The 24,642-nt window shown below is 43.3% G+C and carries 22 protein-coding genes and 3 pseudogenes; 10 read left to right on the top strand and 15 right to left on the bottom strand.

Annotation, left to right across the window (positions count from 1 at the left end):
• Positions 1–41 precede the first annotated feature (41 nt).
• From R5H20_RS06245 to R5H20_RS06230, 4 genes are all read right to left on the bottom strand, one after another.
• Positions 42–929, bottom strand: coding sequence for a GIY-YIG nuclease family protein (locus R5H20_RS06245; protein WP_373870166.1), 888 nt, complete (start codon positions 927–929; stop codon positions 42–44).
• A 10-nt stretch (positions 930–939) separates the two neighbouring features.
• Entirely contained in the window at positions 940–3,642 is a 2,703-nt protein-coding gene (locus R5H20_RS06240; RefSeq protein WP_006636731.1) for a DEAD/DEAH box helicase family protein, read from the bottom strand.
• 2 nt (positions 3,643–3,644) lie between these two features.
• Complete coding sequence (locus R5H20_RS06235; protein ID WP_006636730.1) at positions 3,645–5,585, bottom strand: site-specific DNA-methyltransferase; 1,941 nt, start codon at positions 5,583–5,585, stop codon at positions 3,645–3,647.
• A 217-nt stretch (positions 5,586–5,802) separates the two neighbouring features.
• Positions 5,803–6,030: a JAB domain-containing protein gene (locus R5H20_RS06230; RefSeq protein WP_123032305.1), complete on the bottom strand. Its 228-nt coding sequence runs from the start codon at positions 6,028–6,030 to the stop codon at positions 5,803–5,805.
• 578 nt (positions 6,031–6,608) lie between these two features.
• On the opposite strand from R5H20_RS06230, the pseudogene R5H20_RS06225 reads away from it, so the two are divergent.
• Positions 6,609–8,370, top strand: a pseudogene (locus tag R5H20_RS06225) (S8 family serine peptidase).
• Positions 8,371–8,526: 156 nt separating this feature from the next.
• On the opposite strand, the gene lepB reads toward R5H20_RS06225, so the two are convergent.
• Both lepB and R5H20_RS06215 read right to left on the bottom strand, forming a co-directional pair.
• On the bottom strand, positions 8,527–9,042 hold the full coding sequence (gene lepB / locus R5H20_RS06220) for a signal peptidase I (RefSeq protein WP_006636729.1): 516 nt from the start codon (positions 9,040–9,042) through the stop codon (positions 8,527–8,529).
• A 12-nt stretch (positions 9,043–9,054) separates the two neighbouring features.
• Positions 9,055–9,663: a TVP38/TMEM64 family protein gene (locus R5H20_RS06215; protein WP_006636728.1), complete on the bottom strand. Its 609-nt coding sequence runs from the start codon at positions 9,661–9,663 to the stop codon at positions 9,055–9,057.
• A gap of 230 nt (positions 9,664–9,893) precedes the next feature.
• Between R5H20_RS06215 and R5H20_RS06210 the strand changes: the two genes are divergently transcribed.
• The gene (locus R5H20_RS06210; protein WP_006636727.1) at positions 9,894–10,259 is read left to right on the top strand and encodes a YhjD family protein; all 366 of its coding nucleotides are present in this window, start codon (positions 9,894–9,896) and stop codon (positions 10,257–10,259) included.
• Here R5H20_RS06210 and R5H20_RS06205 read toward each other — a convergent pair.
• Positions 10,253–10,834, bottom strand: coding sequence for a competence protein ComK (locus R5H20_RS06205; protein WP_006636726.1), 582 nt, complete (start codon positions 10,832–10,834; stop codon positions 10,253–10,255). The genes R5H20_RS06210 and R5H20_RS06205 overlap by 7 nt on opposite strands.
• Positions 10,835–11,105: 271 nt before the next feature.
• On the opposite strand from R5H20_RS06205, the gene R5H20_RS06200 reads away from it, so the two are divergent.
• Positions 11,106–11,339 (top strand): IDEAL domain-containing protein, encoded by a 234-nt coding sequence (locus R5H20_RS06200; protein ID WP_006636725.1) that lies wholly within the window; start codon positions 11,106–11,108, stop codon positions 11,337–11,339.
• Between the two features lie 68 nt (positions 11,340–11,407).
• Here R5H20_RS06200 and R5H20_RS06195 read toward each other — a convergent pair whose 3' ends face one another.
• Positions 11,408–12,265, bottom strand: coding sequence for an SDR family oxidoreductase (locus R5H20_RS06195; protein ID WP_006636724.1), 858 nt, complete (start codon positions 12,263–12,265; stop codon positions 11,408–11,410).
• A gap of 134 nt (positions 12,266–12,399) precedes the next feature.
• Here R5H20_RS06195 and R5H20_RS06190 point away from each other — a divergent pair, with 134 nt between their 5' ends.
• The 5 genes and pseudogenes from R5H20_RS06190 to R5H20_RS06175 all read left to right on the top strand — a co-directional run bounded on the left by R5H20_RS06190 (position 12,400) and on the right by R5H20_RS06175 (position 16,232).
• Entirely contained in the window at positions 12,400–13,929 is a 1,530-nt protein-coding gene (locus R5H20_RS06190) for an FAD-dependent oxidoreductase (RefSeq protein ID WP_317907732.1), read from the top strand.
• 47 nt (positions 13,930–13,976) lie between these two features.
• Positions 13,977–14,519 (top strand): annotated as a pseudogene (locus R5H20_RS23545) (protoglobin family protein); the annotation flags it as partial.
• Positions 14,502–15,326 carry a methyl-accepting chemotaxis protein gene (locus tag R5H20_RS23540; RefSeq protein WP_411859080.1) on the top strand — a complete coding sequence of 275 codons (825 nt, stop codon included), beginning with the start codon at positions 14,502–14,504 and terminating at the stop codon, positions 15,324–15,326. The pseudogene R5H20_RS23545 and the gene R5H20_RS23540, both read left to right, overlap by 18 nt.
• 67 nt (positions 15,327–15,393) lie before the next feature.
• A pseudogene (locus R5H20_RS06180) lies at positions 15,394–15,515 on the top strand (acetyl-CoA C-acyltransferase); the annotation flags it as partial.
• A gap of 144 nt (positions 15,516–15,659) precedes the next feature.
• A complete protein-coding gene (locus R5H20_RS06175; RefSeq protein ID WP_006636720.1) occupies positions 15,660–16,232 on the top strand; it encodes a histidine phosphatase family protein in 573 nt (190 codons plus the stop codon).
• A gap of 41 nt (positions 16,233–16,273) precedes the next feature.
• On the opposite strand, the gene R5H20_RS06170 is transcribed toward R5H20_RS06175, so the two are convergent.
• From R5H20_RS06170 to R5H20_RS06160, 3 genes are all read right to left on the bottom strand, one after another.
• Positions 16,274–17,245, bottom strand: coding sequence for a FecCD family ABC transporter permease (locus R5H20_RS06170; RefSeq protein WP_051056660.1), 972 nt, complete (start codon positions 17,243–17,245; stop codon positions 16,274–16,276).
• A gap of 47 nt (positions 17,246–17,292) precedes the next feature.
• On the bottom strand, positions 17,293–18,291 hold the full coding sequence (locus tag R5H20_RS06165; RefSeq protein ID WP_006636718.1) for a FecCD family ABC transporter permease: 999 nt from the start codon (positions 18,289–18,291) through the stop codon (positions 17,293–17,295).
• A gap of 133 nt (positions 18,292–18,424) precedes the next feature.
• A complete protein-coding gene (locus tag R5H20_RS06160; protein ID WP_006636717.1) occupies positions 18,425–19,402 on the bottom strand; it encodes an ABC transporter substrate-binding protein in 978 nt (325 codons plus the stop codon).
• A 611-nt stretch (positions 19,403–20,013) separates the two neighbouring features.
• Between R5H20_RS06160 and R5H20_RS06155 the strand changes: the two genes are divergently transcribed.
• Positions 20,014–21,150, top strand: coding sequence for a S8 family peptidase (locus R5H20_RS06155; RefSeq protein WP_006636716.1), 1,137 nt, complete (start codon positions 20,014–20,016; stop codon positions 21,148–21,150).
• Positions 21,151–21,208: 58 nt separating this feature from the next.
• Here the strand turns inward: R5H20_RS06155 and R5H20_RS06150 are convergent, their stop codons facing one another.
• The 4 genes from R5H20_RS06150 to R5H20_RS06135 form a co-directional block, all read right to left on the bottom strand.
• Positions 21,209–22,465: a M48 family metallopeptidase gene (locus R5H20_RS06150; protein WP_006636715.1), complete on the bottom strand. Its 1,257-nt coding sequence runs from the start codon at positions 22,463–22,465 to the stop codon at positions 21,209–21,211.
• Between the two features lie 72 nt (positions 22,466–22,537).
• Positions 22,538–22,849: an AzlD domain-containing protein gene (locus R5H20_RS06145; RefSeq protein WP_006636714.1), complete on the bottom strand. Its 312-nt coding sequence runs from the start codon at positions 22,847–22,849 to the stop codon at positions 22,538–22,540.
• The gene (locus R5H20_RS06140) at positions 22,842–23,558 is read right to left on the bottom strand and encodes an AzlC family ABC transporter permease (RefSeq protein ID WP_006636713.1); all 717 of its coding nucleotides are present in this window, start codon (positions 23,556–23,558) and stop codon (positions 22,842–22,844) included. The genes R5H20_RS06145 and R5H20_RS06140 overlap by 8 nt, the downstream gene beginning before the upstream one ends.
• Before the next feature lie 11 nt (positions 23,559–23,569).
• On the bottom strand, positions 23,570–24,121 hold the full coding sequence (locus tag R5H20_RS06135; RefSeq protein ID WP_006636712.1) for a helix-turn-helix domain-containing protein: 552 nt from the start codon (positions 24,119–24,121) through the stop codon (positions 23,570–23,572).
• 121 nt (positions 24,122–24,242) lie between these two features.
• On the opposite strand from R5H20_RS06135, the gene R5H20_RS06130 reads away from it, so the two are divergent.
• Positions 24,243–24,641 carry a YhfM domain-containing protein gene (locus tag R5H20_RS06130; RefSeq protein WP_006636711.1) on the top strand — a complete coding sequence of 133 codons (399 nt, stop codon included), beginning with the start codon at positions 24,243–24,245 and terminating at the stop codon, positions 24,639–24,641.
• Position 24,642 lies beyond the last annotated feature (1 nt).

Raw genomic sequence — 24,642 nt, 5'->3', positions numbered from 1 at the left:
AATTTGCACCAACATTATGGATGTTAGTTGAATACACTTACTTATTCTATTTCTTCTGATTCTACTTGATTTAAACTTTTACCAATATATTTCCATTGTTTTCTTCCATTCTCTTCTCCCCCTGAAATAGCAGCAGCTGCATAACTGGGACTTTTAAATATAAAATCTTCTTCAAATTGATAAAACTCATTTTGGTTCATTAGTTTCACAACTCCATCCTCAATTAAAGAGTTTCTCATCTTTATTATTGCATTTCCAGCCGAAGGGCGATTCTCAACTACTGCGGTTGATCCTTTTAAAACAATATATTTATCCTCTTCAATCTTCATCTTTGCCTTCGCACCTTTTATAGAAAACTCATAAATTTTTTCTTGTACTTTTTCATCATCAGTACTACCTACCACTTTTTTAGACTCTAATACATCAATACCTATAGAAGATAAAATTAAGTTAATCGCATCTAGAAATTGTTTCATTTCTGCATTATCTACTTCCGATAGATTAGGTTTTGAAGGTCGATTGCCATTATCTAATATCACATTACCTGATTCATTAGCTATTCTACATAATTCTGATTCTAAATACTGAATTTGCGTTTTAGTTATATAATCATCTTTTGATGTAAAAACAATTACCTCATTCCAAAATTCCTTTTGCTTATCTCCCAGAGCATGTGATTTTAATCGATTACCGACGTTTTCACCTTCACCAATATAAATTTTTGTTTTCTCAGGATTTTTTATATCATTTCCTATTAATATATAACATCCAGCTTTTTTAGATTCTTCTCTTTGTAGGAATGTCTTTAATTTTGCTCTTGGAAAAACAGTTGTATAAATTGTCATATTAGATATTTCAACTGTTCGAAGTCCATTTGGATTACCGTCTACTAAAAATAAACGTATTAGTTTTCCCGACAAATCAACCACCTCTAATAAGTTATAATTCTTCCACACTCAATCCTTTAAACGCTCTTCCAATTGCTATTTCACCAATTTGTCTAATCGTTCCCCTACCATCATTCATCGTGTAGAATTTAACCCCTTTAATCTTCACATCTTCTGTTTCATCTTCAAATATAATCTCAGCTTCATGTTCATTTATATACATTAATAAATCTTCTTTCCACTGTTCTTCTTCAATATTTCGACCTTTTGGCTCGATAAATATTTGAATGAAATAATTACTGTTTTGTAAGTAAAGAATAAAGTCTGGTTGGAATCCTGCTAAATTCACTTCATCATGTCCACTACCAAACTGATGCAATTTTAATTTATTATTTTTTGCTGATTCACGATGCATATTTTCATCCATTCGTATTAAATACACATCAGAGTATTCCTCTTGTAATTCCTCAACTCTTTCGGCTATGCGTTCGATTAATTGCTTTTCGGTTAAATTAATAATTGCGGAATCATACACAAAATAGTTTTCCTTTATTTCATAACGGTCTACTTTTTGTGGACTATCCTGTATGAATGTCTTACCTGTATCATAGTTTGGTACACGTTTACGGTAATTTGCAATATACTCCTTAATTGGATAACCAATAAACTTACCAGTTCCACGCTGTTTACTGTAGCCTGATTTTATTTGTTTAGCGACATCAGTAAAGTAACGCTTCAGTATGTTTAACTTTTCACTAGCTGTTAGTACACTACTGTCCAATGTTCGTGGAATTGTAACGTAAATTGTTCGATTATAAATGTTTAACCATTTCTCTTCAAAGAACTCATCCCTTGATTTTAGTAGCGGAATGTACTTTTTCAAGTTAGAAAAATGATAGAACGACAAACGGTTCATAATTTTATTGAGATAACGCTGGTCGAAAGTAACGGCAACATTATAAGCATTTGAATAGTCCTCTTGAACTTGAATGTCTTTATAACCCACTTCTTTTAATGCTGAAATATATGGGATGACAACATCATTTTTTGTATCGACACCATATTTCTCTAATGAATCGTAGTAGTTATCAGTTACTTCAATGGTTTCATTGTAATAAATTTTACCGTATTTCCATACGTCCGTCCGTTTAAATGTAGGTTTCACCTTTACATCAATTAACGGATTTTTCTTGTCCTCACCTGTTGGTAAATTCATTTCATCTAAAGCAGCTACTAAGTTTTTCAAATATTGAGGCTCATTGATTGTATGATAGTGAATCGTCTCTAAAATCAAGCTATCTTTACTATCATCATCAAACCTGCGTGTAAATGAACGTTCACCATTTAGCAAAAACGGATAATACCTAGCACCACGTCCGATTAATTGTGCTTCTGACATCGTCGTTGCTTTCGTTCCTTTAACTTTTGGATCATCACTTAAACGAACAATATCAAACAGATTTAATACGTCCCATCCTTCCGTAAGTCTAGCAACCGCAAAAATGACACGATATAAATTCGTTGGGCTTTCTAAGCTGTTTAGTGCTTCATAGTGCCCTTTTTCTAAGATCCCCGATTGACTCGTATCATTTGCATTTATAATTCGATTAGGAGCAAATTCACGTTTTATATCACGAACTATCTCACTTAAATTTTCCTCATTTTCACGGTAGTAGTCATGAGCTAATGCTAATGTTTCACTATCATCTTCAGATGCAATATGTGATTGTCTATTGAGAAACGCTTTTAAAGATTCAACGGTCAATGTATCGATTAGCTCATTAAATTGTTCGTGTGCAGCATTCGAAGCATCAATTCGCTGTGATTTAAACATGATTACAGGCTTGATATATGACCCATGTTCTTCCAGCGCATATTTCCTTCTATATTCACTTAATAAAACGACATTCATCATGTTGTCCAGATCTGTATTACTCGACTGAATTCGCTTTACATTCTTAGAATATTTATCTTGAATGAAGCGGTCGAGTGCATAGCGATACAGCACTTTATCTTTGTATTTTTCATAGACATTCTTATTTTCCAGGTCAATTGTGGCGGTAAACTCAAGTAAGCGATTGTCTTCATTTGCATTTAAAATCGTTGAGATTGCTTTTTCCCATGATTGTTCCGTTTCTTTTTCCGACTTGGTAGAAGCGGAGTAATGGTGTGCTTCATCTCCTAAAATAACGACTTTATTCCTTGCATAGTCTTCCTCACCCATTGCATTTTCTTTTTGCGTATAAATATCAGCAGCAACACGTTGGACGGTTGCCAGTTTTAAATAGATCGTGTTCTTACTTTGAGTTTTTGGGAAAGATTGAACTTGTCTAATTTCAATTCGTTCCCCATCTATTTCAATTTGCGATGCATATAAATATTTATCCGATGCCATATTTGTAAGGTTATCAATCGTTTTGCTTAATACACCGTTTGTATTTACTAAGAATAAGAAATTTTGATACCCTCGTTCTTGATACAGATATAAAATAAGTCCAGCCATTAAATCCGTTTTACCGCTTCCAGTTGCCATGTTGAATAGTACATGATTCACATTTCTAAATCGAAACTCATTCGCTGCTTGTGAATAATGAAAAAAGCGTAAAGCAGCATCTTGATAATACCTAAACGTATGTACCATGTTCTGTTTAATATATTCAGGTGTTTCCCATGCACCCTCTTCGTTAAACAAACTTTCATTTAGTTCTCTTACTTCGTCGTATAAAGGTAATGGTAATTGTTTCTTCTTTGCCACACTTATTCACCACCTTCATCATAGAAATTTTTATTAAATGAATAATCACTATTAGAAATTAAATCACGAACATTTTCATCATCGATTTCGGAGTAGTTGAAGTAAAGTTGATTTTTATCAATGATTTTAATGAGTGTTTTCTTTTGATCATCAAATGATAATTCATGTAATGTATCTTTTATCTTTTCTAAATCAACACGAAAGTCAATTTCCGCTTCTTTTACCATAAAATCAAACACTTCATGTAGTTCTGTTTGTGTTCTAGCATCTCGAATGGATTTTAAGAACCCACGATTTTTCTCCATTAATTCAACGTAAACAAAGCTCCCACCACCTTGCCAGTCAACATCTTTGGAAATACCACCTTGCTCACCTTCAATTACCTTCTGAAGACGTGGGACAGATACTGTATTAATGTAATCCATTTGTTCAATACCGATATAACGACGGTTCATTTTGTGTGCGACAGCTTGGGTAGTTGCTGAACCCATAAAGAAGTCAAGAACGATATCGTTTTCTTTTGTTGAGATATCAATTATATTTTTTAATAAGTTCTCAGGTTTTGGATAACTAAATGATTCATTTTCTAGCAATTGATTAACTTCATCATTCCCGAGTTTGTTAGTACAATTAGTCAGTAATTCTTTTAGAAAGTCTTGCAGTAAAAAGTCAGAGATGACGGAACTTAATTTACCTGATGCCATATCCTCATCTTCGAATTTTCTCATATATGGTTTAGTAATATTTAAAAAAGGATAATCATCAGGAAAGACTATATATCCGTTATCATAATAGTGTTGAAACGTATCTTTAGTTACAGCCCATGTTCGCTTTTGACTGGCTGGATATTCCTTTTGTGTTTTCGGATCCACCATAGTAAAATACGAGTTTGGTCTTTCCTTATAATTCCTTTGAGTGGTTAAATCTGTTAATCTCCAGGGGCGACCAGGGTAATCTTCAGATGTATAATAATTTCTTTCTACTTTTCTACCTATAACTTGATTTTTTTCCTCTACGTTGCTGTAAGCTAGTAGAAAATCAAAATCTTGTGAGTAATTAAAAGGAACATCCGATTTACCATATCTAGTCCTACGTGGTGTTGTTCCCAAAAACTTATCGATTCCAAATATAGAATCTGCTAAAACTTTCAAATAATGCATCCCATCTTCATTAATATTAATCCAAATTGTTCCACCTTCAATTAACAATTCCTTTGATATTATTAAGCGATTTCTCATAAAGGTTAGCCATGTAGACATATGGAAATTCGAATTATAATTAAAAGTATCTTCTTCTTTAGTTTCTTTAAAAAGGTATGGTGGATCAATATAAATCATTTTCACTTTCCCTGCATATTTCTCTTTTAATGTATGTAATGCTAGTAAGTTATTCCCTTTCATTATCAAGTTGTCATCTTCACTAAAACTGTCTACCTCATGTTCGCCGTTATCATCATACTTTTTTGCATTCACTAAAATCTTCTTATCTAATAGAACGTCAATTTCTTCCTTTGCAATCACTTCGTTCAAAAAAGGCTCATCTGGTCGTAAATCGTCTTTATCTGTGTCTTCTTTACTCATGCTTGCTTTTAAGACTGTATCTTTATAAGGAAAATCCAGTACAACATCTGTCGATTCGTCTATAAACTTCCCACCCGCTGTTAAACCAATCTTCTTTGAATATTTTGTATATGAATCTTGCCAGTATTCGTCTGCTTCAAATAGTTCAATGAGTTTATTTGTTTGCATGACAATGTTACCTGCAATATCAATTGTAAAGTTACTTTTTAGTGTTTCATTCGAAATAAATGCTTCAAGCAAACCTTTATCGTACGTATCTAAATCTCGAATGACTTTATTTTTGTTTAATACTTCTTCTATAAAATACTTTTCACCAAATTGCTGTAAAACCTGTTTTATTGCTTCATTAATTTTAGTTTTCATGGCAAAATCACTCCTTAAAGTAATTTAGTCTATATAAAAATTTTATGAATTTCTATTTTTATTCTATCATATAAAGAAGTAGTTCCAATAAATCTTGAAGAAAAAAAGGGAGGAATTCATCCCTTTTAGATATAACCTCTTTCTTTCAAGCTAGTAAACTGTTATCACTATTTACTACTAAATTGTCAAGCACCTCAACCCCTAGTGATTTTCCAGATTATACAAATATTTTTGTGACGTTTATATCTTCCATCGACGGTTTAATGTCACCACTTGGATGCTGATGCGCAAGAATGACACTTGCTGCATTATTAAGTATTGCTGATTTATACACCTCCCGAGGATGTACAATCGAGGAATTCAAAGAACCAATATGACAACGGTGAACTGCAACAACATTATTTTTCGTATTTAAAACACATAACAAAAAACACTTCACGATCATCACGATAAAGCGAGATGTTATCTTTGCTCCGTCTTCTGGGCTACGAATGATATAATCGACACCTCTCCTGCCTCTCTGATAATTTGTTCAATGCGAACTACTTCTAAAATGGTTTCCATTTAGATCAATCTCTCTATAATTTTTTTGACCTTTTTGGTCACCATAGAGAGAATCTTCGCATTGATTAATGTCAATTGGCGTAAGTAGCAAAGCTATCGAGTGATTCGTATACGTTTTGGGGAAGCCCAATGAATTAGGGTGCGTTAAAAGCGTTAATAGCTTTCCTACGCACCCTTACCCTACTTGGCTGACTCATAACATCCGAAGAACGAAGACCCTTTACATAATCGATAATTCGTCTCTTCTTTACAGACGAATTAGGAGATTATAATTAGGGGAGCTAAAAAGGAAAAAACTCTAGGGAGACCCTACTTACATCTTTATGAAGCTATAGAATTTAAGTTTTTGAGAACTGAGGTGCACAACGAATGCCCTTAAGACCGGCTTTCTTTCTCTTTGAAAATTCAAAAATCCTCCGATATATATAGCGAATGCCGCTAAATAAGGAGGAGAGCCGGATGAAAAAGATATGGAAAATCGCGGTTTTGGCTGCAATGTTCGTCGGTTTTTTCGCAAGTTCACCCCGCATTCAAGCGGAAAGTAATAAGCAGGACAACGAGGTCATTGTCGTATATAAAAATACCAGCGGAAAAGAAACCGTCATCGAACAAGCAGACACAGTAGAACACGTTTACCGGCACATTCCCGCAGCCGCTGTCACTGCGGACGACAAAACAGTGCGCGAACTTGAACACGATCCCGACGTCCTGTATGTCGAAGACAACCTCCAGGTAGCTGCTGCCGACAGCACCGCTCTAAAAGCTGTCTCCAGCAGCACAGCGCAAAATACCTCCGCGTTTTCACAGTGGAACATCAAGCCGATTCAAGCCGCACTGGCTTGGAATAAAGGTTTGACCGGAAAACAGGTGAAGATCGCGGTTATTGACAGCGGGATTTCCCCCCATGAAGAGCTGTCGATCGCTGGCGGTGTATCGATGGTCGGCTATACCGCTTCATACCGTGATGATAACGGCCACGGAACACATGTTGCCGGAATCATCGGAGCGAAGCATAACGGACGGGGGATCGACGGCATCGCGCCTGGCGCGCAGCTGTATGCCGTAAAAGCGCTGGACCGGAATGGTTCGGGGGATCTGAAAGGCATCTTACAAGGCATCGATTGGTCGATCCAGCACGGAATCAATATCATCAATATGAGCCTCGTCGTTTCAGGCGACAGTCAAGTTCTCCACGATACAGTAGATAGAGCATACAAAAGGGGAATCATTTTAGTCGGCGCGAGCGGAAATGCCGGAAACGGAAAATCCGTTTATTACCCGGCAGCCTACAGCAGCGTCATTGCCGTCTCGGCAACCAATGAAAAAAATCAGATCGCCTCATTTTCCAACACCGGCAGTGCCGTCGAGTTTTCCGCTCCCGGCACATCGATTATCAGTACATCTTCCGATCGCGGCTATGCAATCGGAAGCGGCACTTCACAGGCAACGCCGCACGTCACCGGAATGTTTGCTCTTTTGAAACAGCTGTACCCAACCGCTTCAAATGCTGAGCTGCGAAAGAAAATGCAGATTTATACAAGCGATTTGGGCGCTCCCGGCCGTGATCATTTGTTCGGCTACGGATTAATCCGCTTGAAAGAGGTCACACAGCCATTGGAAAAAGTGCAAAAAGCCGTCGGACAAGCGGAAAAGACAAAGAAAAAAGCGGACATTCAAGCCGTGCAAAAAGCGATCGAACCGCTGCCTGCAAACACCGATAAAACCGCTTTGAAAAAAAGACTCAATGCTGTTAAAGAGCAGCTTAAAAAAACAGCCGAAAGCAAAGTGAAACTCGCTGAGAAGCAAAAAAAGAAAACCAATGCCGACGCCGCCCAGAAAGCGGCCAAAGAACTCGACAACAAACTTTCAAAACGAATTTACAAAAACGGATCAACGCGGTTCGCTCAAGTCTCTTAAACACCGTAAAGCAGGCCGTTGCTAAAGCTGAAAAAGCGGCCACAGACTCAAACCTCGGCAAAACGCAAAAAGCGATCAATGAGCTTCCTGCCGGAAAAGACAAATCAAATCTGCAAAAAAGGCTGAACACCGCGAAAAAGCAAGCGGCAGCAGCCTATCAAAAAAAGTGGCAGCGGCAAAAGCCAAAGTCAAAACGGCCGAACAAAAAAGAACGAAAAAAACAAAATCAGCAGTCGGCAAGCTGAAAGCATCCGCCGAAAAAACGAAGCTGCAAAAACGGATCAATGCAATTAAGCTGAAGTAGTACGGAAAAAAGCCCGGAATCATCCGGGCCTTTTAATTTTCATATTTAGCAAATACGTCCTTTTTGATGCTGTTGTACAAATTGATATTTCCGGGCTTGTCATTTACGAAATCGTATTCCTTGGTCGGCCCGCTTACTTTCCGCCGTATTCTCCAATCACTTTTTATCAATTCTTTCTGTCACAATCCCGACGATGTCCCGATCTGAAACAAAGCCGAAATGGCGGCTGTCATAACTGTGAATTCGGTTGTCCCCAAGGACAAAGTAATGGTTTGCCGGAACTTTTTTCTCTCCCGTTACCTCTTCAAGCGTAAAATCCCCTGTCAGGTCGCCTCCGGCGGTAACAGCCTTTAATTCATCCAAATAAGGCTCTTTTACCGGTTTGTTATTAATAAACAGCTGATCATCTTCATATTTCAGCGTTTCACCCGGAAGTCCGATGATCCGTTTAATGAATACATCTTTCTCAGGCCCTTTAAACAGGAGGATGTCAAAGCGATTGATCGTTTGAAAATGATGGGCAAAGCGGTTGATCAAAAGTGTATTGCCCTCCTGAAAGGTTGGATTCATGCTGACCCCTTCTACTTTATATTCAATAAAAATGGCGTTTTTCACCTGAATTCCAAGGACGATCAACAACACTGCGGCAATGACCATATAGCGCTTTTTCACATCAATGCCCCCCTAGTCATTCTCTCTCTGGCTGATTTTCACGTTCAAACGATGTTCAATGCGTTTTCCGGCGTACCATAAAATCAAAATGACGATAATGGCGGCTGCTGTCCGCAAAGGCTGCGTAAAGAGCGCATTCAGGTCATGGCCGATAAAACTGACGATAAAAATCATCACGAACTTTCCGCAAAGAACCGCAAGTGAAAAAGGCAGCAGGCTGATTCTCGAGAGCCCTGCCACAACATTCACCGCCGCCGAAGGGGTGAAGGGAAAACAAAGCAGCAGAAACAGCGGGCCGAAGCCGCGTTTTTCGAGCCAGATCATCAGCCTTTTCACCGACTGGTGCCTGCGTATAAAAGCCAAGGCCTTTTGCTGGCCGAAATGGCGGATAAAAAGAAAGACCGAAATCGACCCCGCTGAAGCCCCGATCCACGTCAAAAGGAACCCCTCCCACAAACCGAACGAATTAACATTTGCAACGATAAACACGATGAGGGGAAGAAACGGAAGAAGGGCTTCAATGAACGGCAGCAAGATAGCGGCAAAAGGACCAAAAGCCCGATAGCTTTGAAAAAATTCTGTTAGATTCTCTTCTGTAAAATAACTGAAAAATTGCTCCAACTTTATTCTCCTCATACAGTTGTCTACTTCTATTCTACACGTTAAACCTAAAACTTTAAATGATCGGCCTCCAAGGTTTTCAAGAATCGGCAGAACAGCACTTCCTTATTATTCTGAAACAACCCGGTCATTTTAGTCTTTTTTTCCCGTTCTTGAAAAAAGAACGGGCTTTCGTGTAAAATAAAAACAGAACAAACGTTCCCGAACAGAAAGAAATGAGGAGAAAAGCCATGACGAGAATTCCTGCAGATGTCAGGGACACGATTGAAAAGGCTATTTATCTTCCGATGACCATCAGCATTTTAAACAGGGATATCAGCATAATTCAGCAAAGTCCGTTTAAGCTGAAGGACCCTTATCTGCGCCTGATCGAACAGGCGCTGAAGCTGGCCCAGCGCGATTTATACGATGTAAAAACCGATTTACGCAGGCGGAAAGTCAAAATTCACGAAGTGTCCCGTGACGAAGCATTTACGATGTATTGCTTTATTTATGAAGGATACGAAGAAGAGCACAACTACTTTAATCCCCGTATCCGCAACCAGGTCGCCGCGCTTTTGGAGCATTATTTATTCGCGGCAGAGCCCGGTCAATAGCGTTTTTTCAGCTCCCTGAGGATGAATTCATATATCAGCTGGTTCCGGTCTTCCTTTGGATACAGCATAAATTCCTGTTTTTTCTGCACGGCGCTTCCTTCAATCCGATCGAGAAACTTGGTTCTCAGCCATGCCGTGCGGTAAACCTGATTTTCAAAAGATGAGATGGAAACCGGCAGCTCCAAAGATTCGCCATTTACAAACGTGACGAATGTGTTGTCATACTTTGCCGCACGGAATTCATGAACGTGCGCATGTGAAAGCCACCCGCATTGAGGCCTTGTTGAGGAGAATGTGGGAAAAAGAAAAATATTGTTTGAATGATCCACCATGATCGGCGGTTTATGGGAAACTTTAATGACTTCATATGTGCCGGCTTTTCTTCCCGCATAGCTTGAGCCGAAATAGCGGCAGCTTCTCTCTATAATTTGGAAGGGCCTCATATTGACCCGAAATGTCCTGTCGGTTTCAATTACTTTTGAAGCGGGCTTTTTCCCCTCATCAAGAGGCAGCACGGCCATTGTCGAACTGTTTACTTCATAAGAATCTCTTGTCATATCTTCGGTATTGCTCATCATGATCCTCCCAATCATTAGTCATATTATACTACTAATCTAACATTATCCTTTACAAAACGACAGGATTTTTTCCAATTAATTTGAAAATATGTTTTTTAATTGCAATTTTTATTTTTTATCCGGCAAAACACAAATTTTTTGTCCGAATCTATACCCTTTTATTCTTATAAAGATGCTTTTTCGAATAATTATCTAAAAATTATAAATACTTATTGATTTTTTCATTCGCAATCCATATACTATAAAAAAGGCATCAGGGGGAATCTTTATGAAAGAGAAAAAGTCGTACGCTGAGCTCATGAAGTCCCGCAATACCCAAAAGGTTAAAGAACTTGATGTAACCATTACGGATATCTACATCCAGATGGTCCTTGATGAATCGTTGTTTAAACGGCGTTTGAACATGCTGTGCGAGAAGATTAACGAAGCATTAGACAAAGGGGATAAACAATCTTTCCTTGAGCTTTCAAGAGAATATACCGCGCTCAAAAAGCACGCTTAACGGCCGATCCTACAAAGGATTGGCTTTTTTATATGAAAAAAGGCCAAGCGCTGTTCGTCCCGGCCTTTTTATCCGTTTATGATGGTTCCCCCATTGACATGGAGCACCTGTCCGGTCATGTAAGAAGAATCTTCACTGGCCAGAAACAGATAGCTCGGCGCTACTTCGGCAGGTTGTCCCGGCCGTCCCATCGGTGTCGTTGAGCCGAACACCTCGACTTCTTTTTCCGTAAACGTCGACGGGATCAGCGGCGTCCAAATCGGACCCGGGGCCACACCGTTGACGCGGATGCCCTGATCTACGAGCGATAAAGCAAGCGAACGCGTGAATGCGGTAATCGCCCCTTTTGTCGATGAATAATCGATCAGCCTTTCATTGCCGGCATACGCCGTAATCGATGTGGTGTTAATGATTGAGCTGCCTGTTTTCAAATGAGGCAGCACCGCTTTCGTCAAATAAAACATCGAAAAAATGTTGGTTTGAAACGTTCTGATCAGCTGATGGCTTGTGATCTTTTCGATTCCTTTTTGCGGATGCTGTTCAGCCGCATTATTCACGAGAATATCGATGGTCGGAAAAGCTTCTTTTGCCTGGCGGACCACCTCATTGCAAAAAGCCTCATCCCCGATGTCCCCGGCGATCAGCTGGCACCCTACACCCTCTTTTTCGACATAAGCCTTTGTTTCTTCTGCATCGCGGTGCTCATTCAGATAAACGATCACCACGTTTGCGCCTTCCTTCGCAAATAAAACGGCTACCGCACGGCCGATTCCGCTGTCTCCCCCGGTAATAATCGCCGTTTTTCCGGCCAGCTTTTTATCCTTTTTCGGCCTGTCAAAAACAGGACGGGGATCCATCACATACTCCAATCCGGGCTGCTGCGTCTGGTGCTGGGGAGGCAGTACTTTTTTCTTCGGTTTACTCAAGACGATTCCTCCTTAACATCAATTAAACCTTACTATTTTATGGGAAAAAGCCGTTTTTTATGACAAGCCGTCTCACGTGCATGAATATTTCTGGATTGGAAAATTTAAGAGAAAACAGAACTGGAGGGAACGAAGTGACAAACAATGAACAAAAACTGCCGGACTCGCCTGAATCTTTTTGGAGAGACAGCACCGAACTTCCATCATTTCAGGAGCTGACAGAAGACGTGAAGACAGATGTCGCGATTATCGGCGGCGGAATGACAGGGATTACGACGGCATACATACTGACGCAAAAAGGGTACAGCGTCGTTTTGATTGAAGCCGGACGCCTTCTGAACGGAACGACGGGACATACGACCGCGAAAATCACCGCACAGCATGACTTGATTTATGATGAGCTGATTCAGCATATCGGAATGCCGCGGGCTCGTCTTTATTATGAGGCAAATCTCCAGGCCCTTTCCTTCATCAAAAATCTCGTCCATGAACAAAACATCTCCTGTGATTTTAAAGAGCAGGACGCCTGTATTTATACGACGGAAGAACAATCGGTCCAAAAAATCAGAAAAGAGCATGAAGCCTATCAAAAACTGGGAATCGAAAGGGAACTCATCAAAGATCTTCCCGTCGCCATCGATATAAAAGCGGGCCTGGTGATGAAAAATCAAGCGCAGTTTCACCCGCTCCACTACTTAAAACACCTTGCCGATGCCGTCCAAAAAGCTGGCGGAAACATGTTCGAAAACACGGTGGCAAAGGAAATCAAAGAAGGAGACCATCCAAAGGTCCTAACGAAAAACGGGCATATGATCATCAGCGATTATGTGGTGTGCTGTACGCATTTCCCGTTTCATGATAAAAAAGGATTTTATTTTGCAAGGCTTGAGCCGAGCCGTTCATACGTATTGGCCGTCAAGCCGAAAACCCCGTACCCTGACGGCATGTATTTAAGCATAGACCAGCCATCCCGGTCACTGCGTTCCGTCACGATAAACGGGGAAAAGATGGTGCTTGTCGGCGGAGAAAGCCATAAAACCGGACAGGGAAAAGATACGATGGAACACTATAAAGCCCTTGAATCATTCGCGGAAGGCGTGCTCGGCATCGAAGACATTCCCTACCGCTGGTCAACTCAGGATTTAATCACCCTCGATAAAATCCCTTATATCGGGCCGATTTATCCGAAAGAAAAACGGATCCTTGTCGCGACCGGATTCCGAAAATGGGGCATGACATCAAGCACGCTCGCCGCTCAGCTCATAACGGATCATATCACAAACGAAAGCAATCCATACCAGGAAGTCTTCTCCCCTTCCCGCTTTCATCCGGACCCGAGCATCAAAAAAGCGATTTCCTATAACACCGATGTCGCCAGACACTTTGTTGAAGGAAAGCTGGAACAGCCGCTCAGAACGCCGGATGAGCTTGTCAGCGGAGAAGGAGCGGTTGTCAGAGTGGGCGGAAAACGGGCAGGGGCTTATCGCGATGAAAACGGACAGCTGCACATGGTTGATACGACCTGCACCCATATGGGCTGTGAAGTCGAATGGAATGACGGCGAAAAGACATGGGACTGTCCATGCCACGGCTCAAGATTTTCGATTGACGGCGAAGTGATCGAAGGGCCCGCCGTCATGCCGCTAAAAGATCCTGAAAGCTAAGCGGTTTTCTGTTAAAAAACAGCAAAAATCAGCCGATAAAAAGAGAAATGCCGGAAATTCAAAAAACCGGCATTTTTCATTATCGATTACAGGGGGATACGATCGTGTTATTCAAAAAGGATAGAAAGACAGAACGATCATTTTTTGCTGAAGAGAGCCGTGACAATACAAACCGGATCAGGCTTGAAAAGCATACCGAATTTAAAAAACAGCTCGCCATGGTTGATTTGACTGATGAGGATCTCTGGGTGTTAAGCAAGCTGAAGCCTTTGGTTTCAGAACATCTTGAGCCGATCGTCAGCCGTTTTTATAAAAACCTTGAACACGAAAACTCGCTCATGGATATCATTCACGACAACAGTTCGGTCGACCGCTTAAAGAAGACCTTGAGCATTCATATAAGCGAAATGTTTTCCGGCATCATTGACGAAGCTTTTTTAGAAAAACGCATCCGGATCGCCCATGTTCATTTGAAAATCGGGCTTCTTCCTAAATGGTACCTGGGTGCTTTTCAGGACCTTCTTCTGTCAATGCTGAAGATTTTTGAAACCGCCTTAGCGACAGAAGAATACATGCGGGCCGTCAGAGCGGTTACGAAAATTCTGAACATTGAACAGCAGATCGTTCTCGAAGCTTATGAAGAGGAGCATGCCAGAATACGCGCCCTCGAAGAAGAACGAAAGGCTGCGCTTCACAGGCAAATCAAAGATACTTCAGGCTCGTTGGCCACATTATTTGCGGAAACGACGGGCGCGGTTCAGGAATTGGTGGATAAATCAGCAGACATCGCCGAAACTTCAAAATCGGGAACAAAGACGGCGACTTCTGTCGAAGAAAAATCAATCGGCGGCAAAAAGGAGCTTGAGAATCAGGCACAGCAGCTGAACCAGATGGGCAACAGCATGACCGAGATCGAGCAGGAGATTAAAAAACTCGAAGAAATTGCAAGCCAGATCGAAAAGATTTTTGGAATCGTAACAGGCATTGCCGAGCAGACAAACCTGCTGTCGCTCAACGCTTCGATCGAATCAGCCAGGGCCGGAGAACATGGAAAGGGATTCGCCGTTGTCGCCAACGAAGTCAGAAAGCTTTCCGATGATACGAAAAAAACCGTCTCAACGGTATCTGAGCTGGTCAACAACACAAACGCGCAAATCAGCATCGTGACAAAGCACATTACAGCGGTGAATCAGCTTGTGATTGAAAGCAAGGATAAAATGGCGCAGATCAATCATTTATTCGACGATATTGTCGGCAGCATGAAGCTCAGCAAACATCAAAGCGGCAAGATTGAAGAAGATCTGCAATCCTTCTTAAACGGCCTTCAAGAAGTAAACGGAGCCGTATCGCAAGTCGCCGCATCAGTGGATTCCCTTGTCGAACTGACAAAAAAATAAGGACAAACCTGCACAAATGTCAGCCGGCGCTCACCTGCAGCCGATCCCGCTGTCCCGCAGATTTCTGTTTAAAATCAATGAAACGTTTGCGGCAAAAATCGCGGCATGCGCCCAAGAACTTGGGATTTCTCATCATAAACTGAATGTCAGGGAGGCGCTTCAGGCGTCGTGTTGGTAACCCGCTTATTTGCGATCGGCAGCTCTAGGCGGAAACGGAACAGCTGAGTGATAGCATAATGCCGGTCAAATTAGTGAGTACCCGTTTTTCATTTTAGTATAATGGTGGTACAGCAAAAAAACGTGCACTCATGTTTGAAAGGGGATTTATTTTAAATGACTGCGATTTGTTTAATCCGGCACGGAGAAACCGATTGGAACGCTTTAGGAAAACTTCAGGGAAGAACCGATATCCCTTTAAATGAAACCGGAAAAAGACAGGCGAAAGAAACCGGGGAATATTTGAAACATACATCCTGGGATGTCATCATTTCGAGCCCATTAAAAAGAGCGAGGGAAACGGCGGACATCATCAACCAGTATCTCGGTCTTGATATTGTTGAAATGGAGGATTTCATCGAAAGAAATTACGGAGATGCGGAAGGCATGCCATTTGAGGAAAGAATGAAGCTGTACCCGGATAAAAATTATCCGAATCAAGAATCAAAAGAAGCGCTGGCTGAACGTCTGATGGCGGGCATTCAAAAGGTTGGCGTCCAATACCCGGATCACAAGGTGCTGATTGTCGCCCACGGAGCGGCGATTCATGCGCTCCTGTCCAAGATTTCCAACGGCGATGCCGATCTTGAAAATACAAAACTCGTCAATGCCTGCCTGAGCAACATCAGCTTCCTGGAAAACAAATGGCATATTCAAGACTATAACGTGTCAGATCATCTATCTGATTAATACCTGTAAAAATGCGGACGGCATGATCAGCCCGTCCGCATTTACGTTCTGCCTCGTGTTGCTTCCCGCCGCAGCAAATAAATAAAATAAGGCCCTCCGATCACGGCTGCGATCAAGCCGGCCGGGATTTCGATCGGCGGAATCAACCCTCTTCCCGCCGCATCCGCCAAAAGCAGGATGATGGCGCCGACCATTCCGGAGACGGGTATCAGGATGCGCGACTCAAAGCCTGCCAGCTTTTTCGCGATATGCGGGGCCATCAGCCCGATAAAACCGATCGTCCCAACAGCGGTTACGGCCGCCGCCGTCAGCATTACCGCAGCGGCAAGCAGCAAAAACCGCGTCTTTTCAAGGCTGATGCCAAGACCTGCGGCAATCCCGTCTCCCGATTTGATGATATCAAGCGGCTTCCCCGCCAACCATACGGGCGGAATCAGCAGACAGCACCAGATGAAAAGAGAGAGAACATCATCCCAGCTTCTTCCCCATAAGCTTCCGTTCAGCCATATTAAGGCGCTGTTTACATTCGGGCTCGCTCTTGAAATCAACAGCTGAATTCCGGAATGGCAGAAAGCGTTGACGGCAATCCCGACAAGCGCCAGCCGAACCGGGGATATACCGTTTCGGTAAGCCAATGAATAAACAAGCACCGCGGCCAGGATGCTGCCTGAAAAAGCGGCCCCTGTCAAAAATATCGTGCTTTGCTGCGAAAACAGCACAGTCACAAGCACCGCACCCAGCCCTGCACCCCCTGTTATACCGAGCGTGTCAGGGGCGGCGAGCGGATTTCTCATCAGCGACTGGGCGATCACGCCTGCCACAGCTAAAGCGCCTCCCGCAAGGATCGCCAGGATGACCCGCGGCATTCTAAATTCCATCACCATGAACCGAGTTCCCGGATCGCCCTGTCCGGCCAAAGATTTGATTATATCACCAAGCGGAATGTTCTCATCGCCGATCGCTACATTGATCAGCGCGAAGAGAAATAGACAAGCAAGAAGAACGAACAGCATGCCTGCCGATTTTTTCCGCCGCCTTTTTGTTTTGTCCGTTTTGATGTTCACGATGCCGATCCCTCTTTTCGTCTCCTTGCCAAATAAATGAAAAAGGGTGTTCCGATAAATGCCGTCACAACGCCAACCGGCGTCTGATATGGATAGTATACAAAGCGCGAAGCGATGTCCGCCAATAAAAGCAGCACCGCGCCAAGCACTGCCGAATACGGGATCACCGTCCGGTAATCGGCCCCCATCACATACCGGATCATATGGGGAACCATCAAACCGATAAAGCCGATCGGACCTGCCGCTGATACGGAAGCCCCCGCGAGCGCGACGACAGTGACTCCTATCAGCACCCGGCTGAGCCATACTTTTTGCCCCAGCCCCTGTGAAATGTCGTCACCAAGGCTGAGAACGGAAGCCGTTCCCCCCAAGGCAAAAGCAAACAATAAACCGGCGAGGCTGACGGGAAGCAGAAAATTCAGCTTATCCCATGAGCTTCCGGCTAAAGAACCTGAAAGCCAAAACAAAATCGTCTCTGTCGATTCTTCATGAAAAATCAGCAGCATCTGCGTAATCGACGCAAGGATCGCCTGAATGACGACGCCGACCAGCGCAAAGCTGATATCCCGGCTGTGTTCACTGAAAACAGATGCAATCGCATATACGATAACAGCAGCCATGGTTCCTCCGGCAAAAGCCGCCCCCATCGTGACCTGCGGAATGGCGGCAGCCGGAAACATCACCGTCAGAAAAACGACTGCCGCCGAGGCTCCGGCGTTAATGCCAAAAATGCTTGGCGATGCGAGGGGATTTCTCGTGACCGCCTGCATGAGCGCGCCGGCGGCGCCCAAACTTGCGCCGATGACAGCCGCTTCCAAAGCGCGCGGAATCCTGATGGACAGAATAATAGAATGCAATTTTGAATCGCTGTATGAAAATACGGCCGACCATATATCAGAAAGTGCAATATGAGTCGAACCGATCGACACGGAAAGCATGAAACTCACGATCAACAGGGTGAACAACGCGATGCGGACCAGCAGCATGTGTTTCATTAAGCAGATCACCTCCTTGGAAAAAAACAAGCGCATGCTTCTGAAAAAGCATGCGTGAAAACGCCGGGAAAAGCCGGTCTTCGAATGAACGGTTCATTAAACCGCAGCAAATTCGTGCGGTAAACCTGCAAAATTACTCAGTCTTTCCGGTTTTTAAAATATCTTTATTGATTTGATCGATCACGGCATTTGCCCCGTCTATACTGCGGCGAAGCGACCATGCGAACCTGTCGACCTCATATACCTTGTGATGCTTGACAGCGCTGAGCTTGTTCCATAGCGGATCTTTTTCAATCGGCCGTTTTCCGTTTTGATCAACTTTGTCCTTTTCTCCCGTCATTAATATGATGATATCAGGGTCCTTCTCCAGAAGCTGCTCAACGGTCATTTTAATATTGACGGACTCTCCGTTTTCAGCATCGTTTTTTTGGCTGTCTCCCACACCGTATGTGTAGCCGATTTTCGTTAGCAGCTGGGAGGTGAAGAAATTTTCATCACGGACGGTGATTGCGTCATTCGTATTTCCGAGCAGAAGAATGCTTTGTTTTTGATCAGGAAGCTTCTCTTTCAGCTGATTCAGCTTTTCTTTATGTTCTGTCAGCTTTTTCTCCATTTCGCTTTCTTTGCCGACCGCTTTCGCTATCGTGAGAGATGCGTCCATCGTATCTTGATAATCGGCATTTAAATTTTTCAAAGCAATCGTCGGCGCAATTTTTGACAATTTATCGTATACACCGCTATGTCTGCTTGAGTCGGCGATGATCAGATCGGGCTTTAACGCCGCGATTTTTTCAAAACTTGGCTGCGCCCGGGTGCCGAGCGATGTATAGCCTTTTATTTCTTCTCTCACTTTTTCATTAATAAACTTCGGCTTTCCGTCATCTGCGACGCCGACGGGTTTGATGCCCACATCGAGCAGGGCGTCAATAAATCCGAGTTCAAGGACAACAACCTTTTTCGGATGCCTCGGCACTTTCGTTTCGCCGAGATCATGCTTCACCGCTACAGGATTTTGGGCGGAGCCGCCGGCGCTTCCTCCTGTACCGGAGCACGCCGCCAACGCTGAAATCATGAGGATAAAAGATAGAATCATAACATATCTAAGCTTCATATGTATCTCCTTTTTTCGTAATAGACGAAATTATTATAGCAACACAGCAGCTTAATGACAACGATAATCATTATCATTTAAGTAAAAAAACCCTCCATCCCCTTTAAAGCGGCCCATTTGCGGCACTGCCTCCATTTCTCCTTTCCTGTGAGTGAGCGCCAAATGACTGTGATGATAATAGAGCGATATTGCACGCACAGTACCAAATAAACAATCTCCGCCGATCAGCATACCCCAGATGAATGATTGAAGAGGATGACCATTCGTCCGGCATTCAGGAGCACGACCCTAGTATAAAACGGATCGTTTTCTGTAAAGCAAATAATATTTTCATAAAGTTAGCGGCTCGATGGCGTCTTGCCGTTGTTGGTCAATACGACATTTTTCATATAACCAGGCATTGAAACCCCTTCTTTTTTCATTACTTTAGCATGTGATATATTTTCTAAAGTGGGAAATGAAACTTAAAAAAACAAAAATATTTTTTCAAAAAAATAGGCCTACCATATATTTCATTTTTTTTCTATAATAAATTAACAGAATAATTCGAATAGGGTTTATTATAACTCTTTTTGGATTATTCTGAATAAAACGGAGGAGAGTGAGCAAAGGTGAAAAAGAAAAGTTTATGGCTTAGTGTGCTGACGGCCCTTCTGCTGGTTCTGTCAACGGCCTTCAGCAGTCCCGCTTCTGCTGCCCAGCCGGCGAAAGATGTGGAAAAGGATTATATTGTCGGATTTAAGTCTTCAGTGAAAACGGCAGCCGTGAAAAAGGATGTCATCAAAGAGAACGGCGGAAAAGTGGACAAGCAGTTTAAAATCATCAACGCCGCAAAAGCGACACTTGATCAGGAAGAGGTAAAAGCCCTCAAAAAAGATCCTAGCGTTGCTTACGTAGAAGAAGACCATATCGCCCATGCGATGGCCCAAACAGTTCCTTACGGCATCCCGCTCATCAAGGCTGACAAAGTGCAGGCCCAAGGTTATAAAGGGGCAAATGTCAAAGTCGGTATCATTGATACGGGAATCGCTTCGTCTCATACAGACTTGAAGGTAGTCGGCGGAGCAAGCTTTGTATCTGGTGAAAGTTATAATACGGACGGTAACGGACACGGCACACATGTTGCCGGAACAGTGGCGGCGCTTGACAATACAACAGGCGTTTTAGGCGTTGCACCGAACGTCTCCCTCTACGCGATTAAGGTGTTGAATTCAAGCGGAAGCGGAACATACAGCGCAATCGTCAGCGGAATTGAGTGGGCCACACAAAACGGCCTGGATGTCATCAACATGAGCCTCGGCGGACCATCCGGCTCAACTGCGCTGAAACAGGCTGTGGATAAAGCATATGCCAGCGGAATTGTCGTAGTGGCAGCAGCGGGGAACAGCGGATCTTCCGGCAGCCAAAACACAATCGGCTATCCGGCAAAATATGACTCCGTCATCGCCGTCGGTGCGGTTGACAGCAACAAAAACAGAGCTTCATTCTCCAGCGTCGGCTCAGAGCTTGAAGTCATGGCTCCTGGCGTCAGCGTATACAGCACATATCCTTCTAACACGTACACATCATTGAACGGAACTTCAATGGCTTCGCCTCATGTAGCGGGAGCAGCAGCCTTGATCTTGTCGAAATACCCTACGCTTTCAGCTTCCCAAGTTCGCAACCGCCTCTCAAGCACTGCGACTAATTTGGGAGATTCCTTCTACTACGGCAAAGGGCTGATCAATGTCGAAGCTGCCGCTCAATAACATATTTTAGCAAATCACGTATAGAAAAAGCTAGTGTTTTACGACATTAGCTTTTTCTTTATTGATCAAGGGCGTTTTCAACACTTTGAATCCGCTCCATGATGGTCGGATGGCCATATTTAAAAATCTTGACGAGAAGCGGCGGATTCGCCTCGCTTAAGCCTGCTTTTGACAGCTCCTGAAAAGTCGCCACAGCGGCTTTTTTGTTTTCCGTCAATTCGATCGCATACTGGTCAGCGGCTTTTTCCTGATGTCTTGACACCGCGTTTGAAAAAGGAGAAGCGGCAAAAGTAAGCACGCCTATGAGCAGCAGCAAAAGCGGCAGAGCGGCCAGGTCTGTCCCGCCTTTAATGTGCAGCTCTCTTCCATGCCGGCTGATGATCCATTTGTACAGCCTGTCAACGGCATACAATCCGGCCAGTGATAAAAGCAAATACCCGGCAAGTCCTATGTATACATGCTTCATCACATAGTGACCCATTTCGTGGGCCATGATAAATAAAATTTCGGGTTCATCCAGCTTGTTCAGCGTCGTATCCCAAAGAACGATCCGCTTGTTTGCCCCGATCCCCGTCACATAAGCGTTCAAAGCGTTTGTTTTTTCCGACATATTCACTTCGTATACATGATTGGCGGGGATATCCGCCTGATCGGCGAGTTTCAAAATATCATGTTCGAGTTTTTTATTTTTCAGCGGATAAAAATCGTTATATAGAGGATCGATGACGACAGGCTGCAGAAAAAATAAAAACAGCGTAACCGGTACGGTCAGACACCATGCATAAAGCCACCAGCGTTTCTCATGCCTTTTCATCAGCCAGTAAAATACGATGACGGCCCCTGCGGTTAATGGGAAGCTGATCCAAAAATCGATCACCTGATCTTTAATCCAGCTTGCCGTTGTCTGTGTCGAAATACCGTAGTCAAGCGAAAACCGATAGCTGATCCAGTCAAGCGGCAAGGATGCGGCCGTAACGATTAAAAACAGTCCGAAAACATAAGCCGCAATTTGAATCACTCTGCGCTTTGATGTGTGCTCAGCCCAATGCTTCATCTTTTGCGACAAGCCCGCAATTAAAAGAATAAAAAACAGAAACCACTCAAATGGAATACGGATGAAAAACAAAAAGTCTTTGATTTTTGAATAATCTTCTGTCAGCATAAGTTCTCTTTCATTCATAAATGTCGCCGGATCTGCGCTTGTCCCCTTCAGCGCTTCAGGAACGGAGGAGTCCCCGGCCATGAAAAGATACCAGTAGAAAAAAAGACCGTACAGCACATAAAGCAGGCATGCTCCCGCGACCCATTTCCTCATCGGTATATCACCCCTTGCGAAATAGCATTTACCTCTATTGTAAGCTTTTTGCCGCAAAGTTAGAACCAAGCCTTACAGCGGGAACAAAAGACCTGCGGCGGCAAGCGCCAAAATCGTTCCAGTCACGACAATGATGACGCTCGCTCCCAAGTACGACAGTAAAAAAGCGATGACAGCCCCTGCGAGTCCGTAGAGCGCGCCGTTTTGAACCAAAAGAATCCCCGGAAAAATCAAAGCGCCCAATACCGCATACGGCACGTTTTTCAATACGCGTTCCAAAAAGCCGGGAAGCTTGAGACTTTCAAAAGCAACTAAAGGAATCATCCGCGGAAGATATGTAACAGCGGCCATTCCGAGGATCATCCAAATGATGGGACTAGACATATTTTCTGTTCTCCTCCGTTCTCACCTGATGCAGCCATTCAATCAGGACCGCGGACAGTAATGTCGCGCAGACGATCGACCAGCCCGCCGACAGCATGCCGCTCAATTGGAATACCGTATTGAACAAAGCCCCTGCCGCCGCCAAAAAAAGAACCTTCCTCTGTTTTTTCAACGCCGGGACAAGAATTCCGATAAACATCGCATAAAGGGCAACACTCATGCTCTCCTGCAAAACGGAGGGCATTCCGGCACCGGCAAAGTGTCCGGCCGCGCTCCAAAAAACCCAGCTTACATATCCGATTGAACCGAGACCTATCATATAACCCGCCGTCAGTTTTTCGCTCCTTAAAGCCGCGACAGCAAACGATTCGTCTGTTACGGCAAAAAAAGCATAAAACGCTTTTTTCCAACGTGAATCCCGCTCAACCAGCTGATTTAATGAAGCGGCAAACAAAAAATGCCTAATATTAACGATAAACGTCGTCATAATAATTTCAATGATGCCGGTTTGGACGGCAAGCATGCTTAATGACATGTATTGGGACGCCCCTCCGAATACAAGGGCGCTCATCAGAAATGTTTCAATTAGCGACAGACCCGTTGTTTTCGCCAGCAGCCCGAACGTCAGGGCAACGGGAATATAACCGACGGCAAGCGTTATGCCCGAACGGAGCCCGTCTAAAAATGTGAGCTGATGCTGCTTTTCCATGTTGACACCTCTTAGGGATAATAAATTAATGTGTAGCATGCTGCGGTTTGGTCTGTTTTGTTTTCATATTTGTGCACCGTATTGGCAGTAAAGTGCATGGCATCTCCCTCGTGTAAATCACAGCTGTAATCACCGGCGGACACCGTCACCTTCCCTTTGCTGACAAGCACATATTCTTCTATGCCGCCATGATGGGGCTCTGATTCATGCAAGCAGCCCGGCAGCAGCTCAATATAAAAAATTTCAAACTTTTTTTTCTGGTCGAACGGAAAATGAGAAAAAGCGGCATAGCGGTCATCTCCCGCCATCACAGGCGTTTTCTCAATCTTTCTGACAACAGTCGGCTCTCCTGACGGCTTTTCGGCGAGGGATGTGAACGATACTTGCAGCCCGTTGGCGATTTTCCAGAGCGTTGTGATCGTCGGACTTGAGGAGCCTTTTTCAATTTGCGCAAGCATTCCTTTGCTCACCCCGGTCAGGGCTGAAAGCTGATCAAGGCTGTAATTGCGGATCTTTCTGAGCCTTTTGATGTTTTCGGCGACTTGCTGTTCGATAGAATTCATCGCGACACCTCCAATAAATTAAACATTTGTATAATTTATTGAACATTATAACATATATCTTCCGGATGAAAAGCCCTCTTTTTGGTTAGACTTCACACGAGAGGTGATCATTCTGAAAAAAATGATGGGCATCGTGCTTTTTTTCGGTATTTTGGCACTCGCTGTTTTTTATGTGTTCAGCCTGATGGCGGACCCATTTGATGCAAGGAATGCCGAAGAAATCACAATGACGCCGGCAGAAAAAAACGGCCGTCCGCTCAGAATCGAAAAAAAGCAATATATCAACGGCATACTCGATACGTTCAATAAAGGAAAAAGAATGAAGGAAAACAATGCTTATGATCTGGATTCTCCCGCTTATCACGGAAGCATTAAAATGAGCGACACAGATCATGTGCCTTTCACCGTCTGGCTGAAAAAGGATGGGGCAATCATTTTAAAGAACGAAGAAAAGACTTATTATCATCTCAATGAAAGAGAAAAAGCCAAATTTATAGAGAATGTGCAAAAAGGGACGTAGC

This window comes from Bacillus sp. KICET-3 (genome assembly GCF_033261025.1).
Classification (GTDB): domain Bacteria; phylum Bacillota; class Bacilli; order Bacillales; family Bacillaceae; genus Bacillus; species Bacillus sonorensis.
This window is presented reverse-complemented; position numbering and strand designations above follow the sequence as displayed.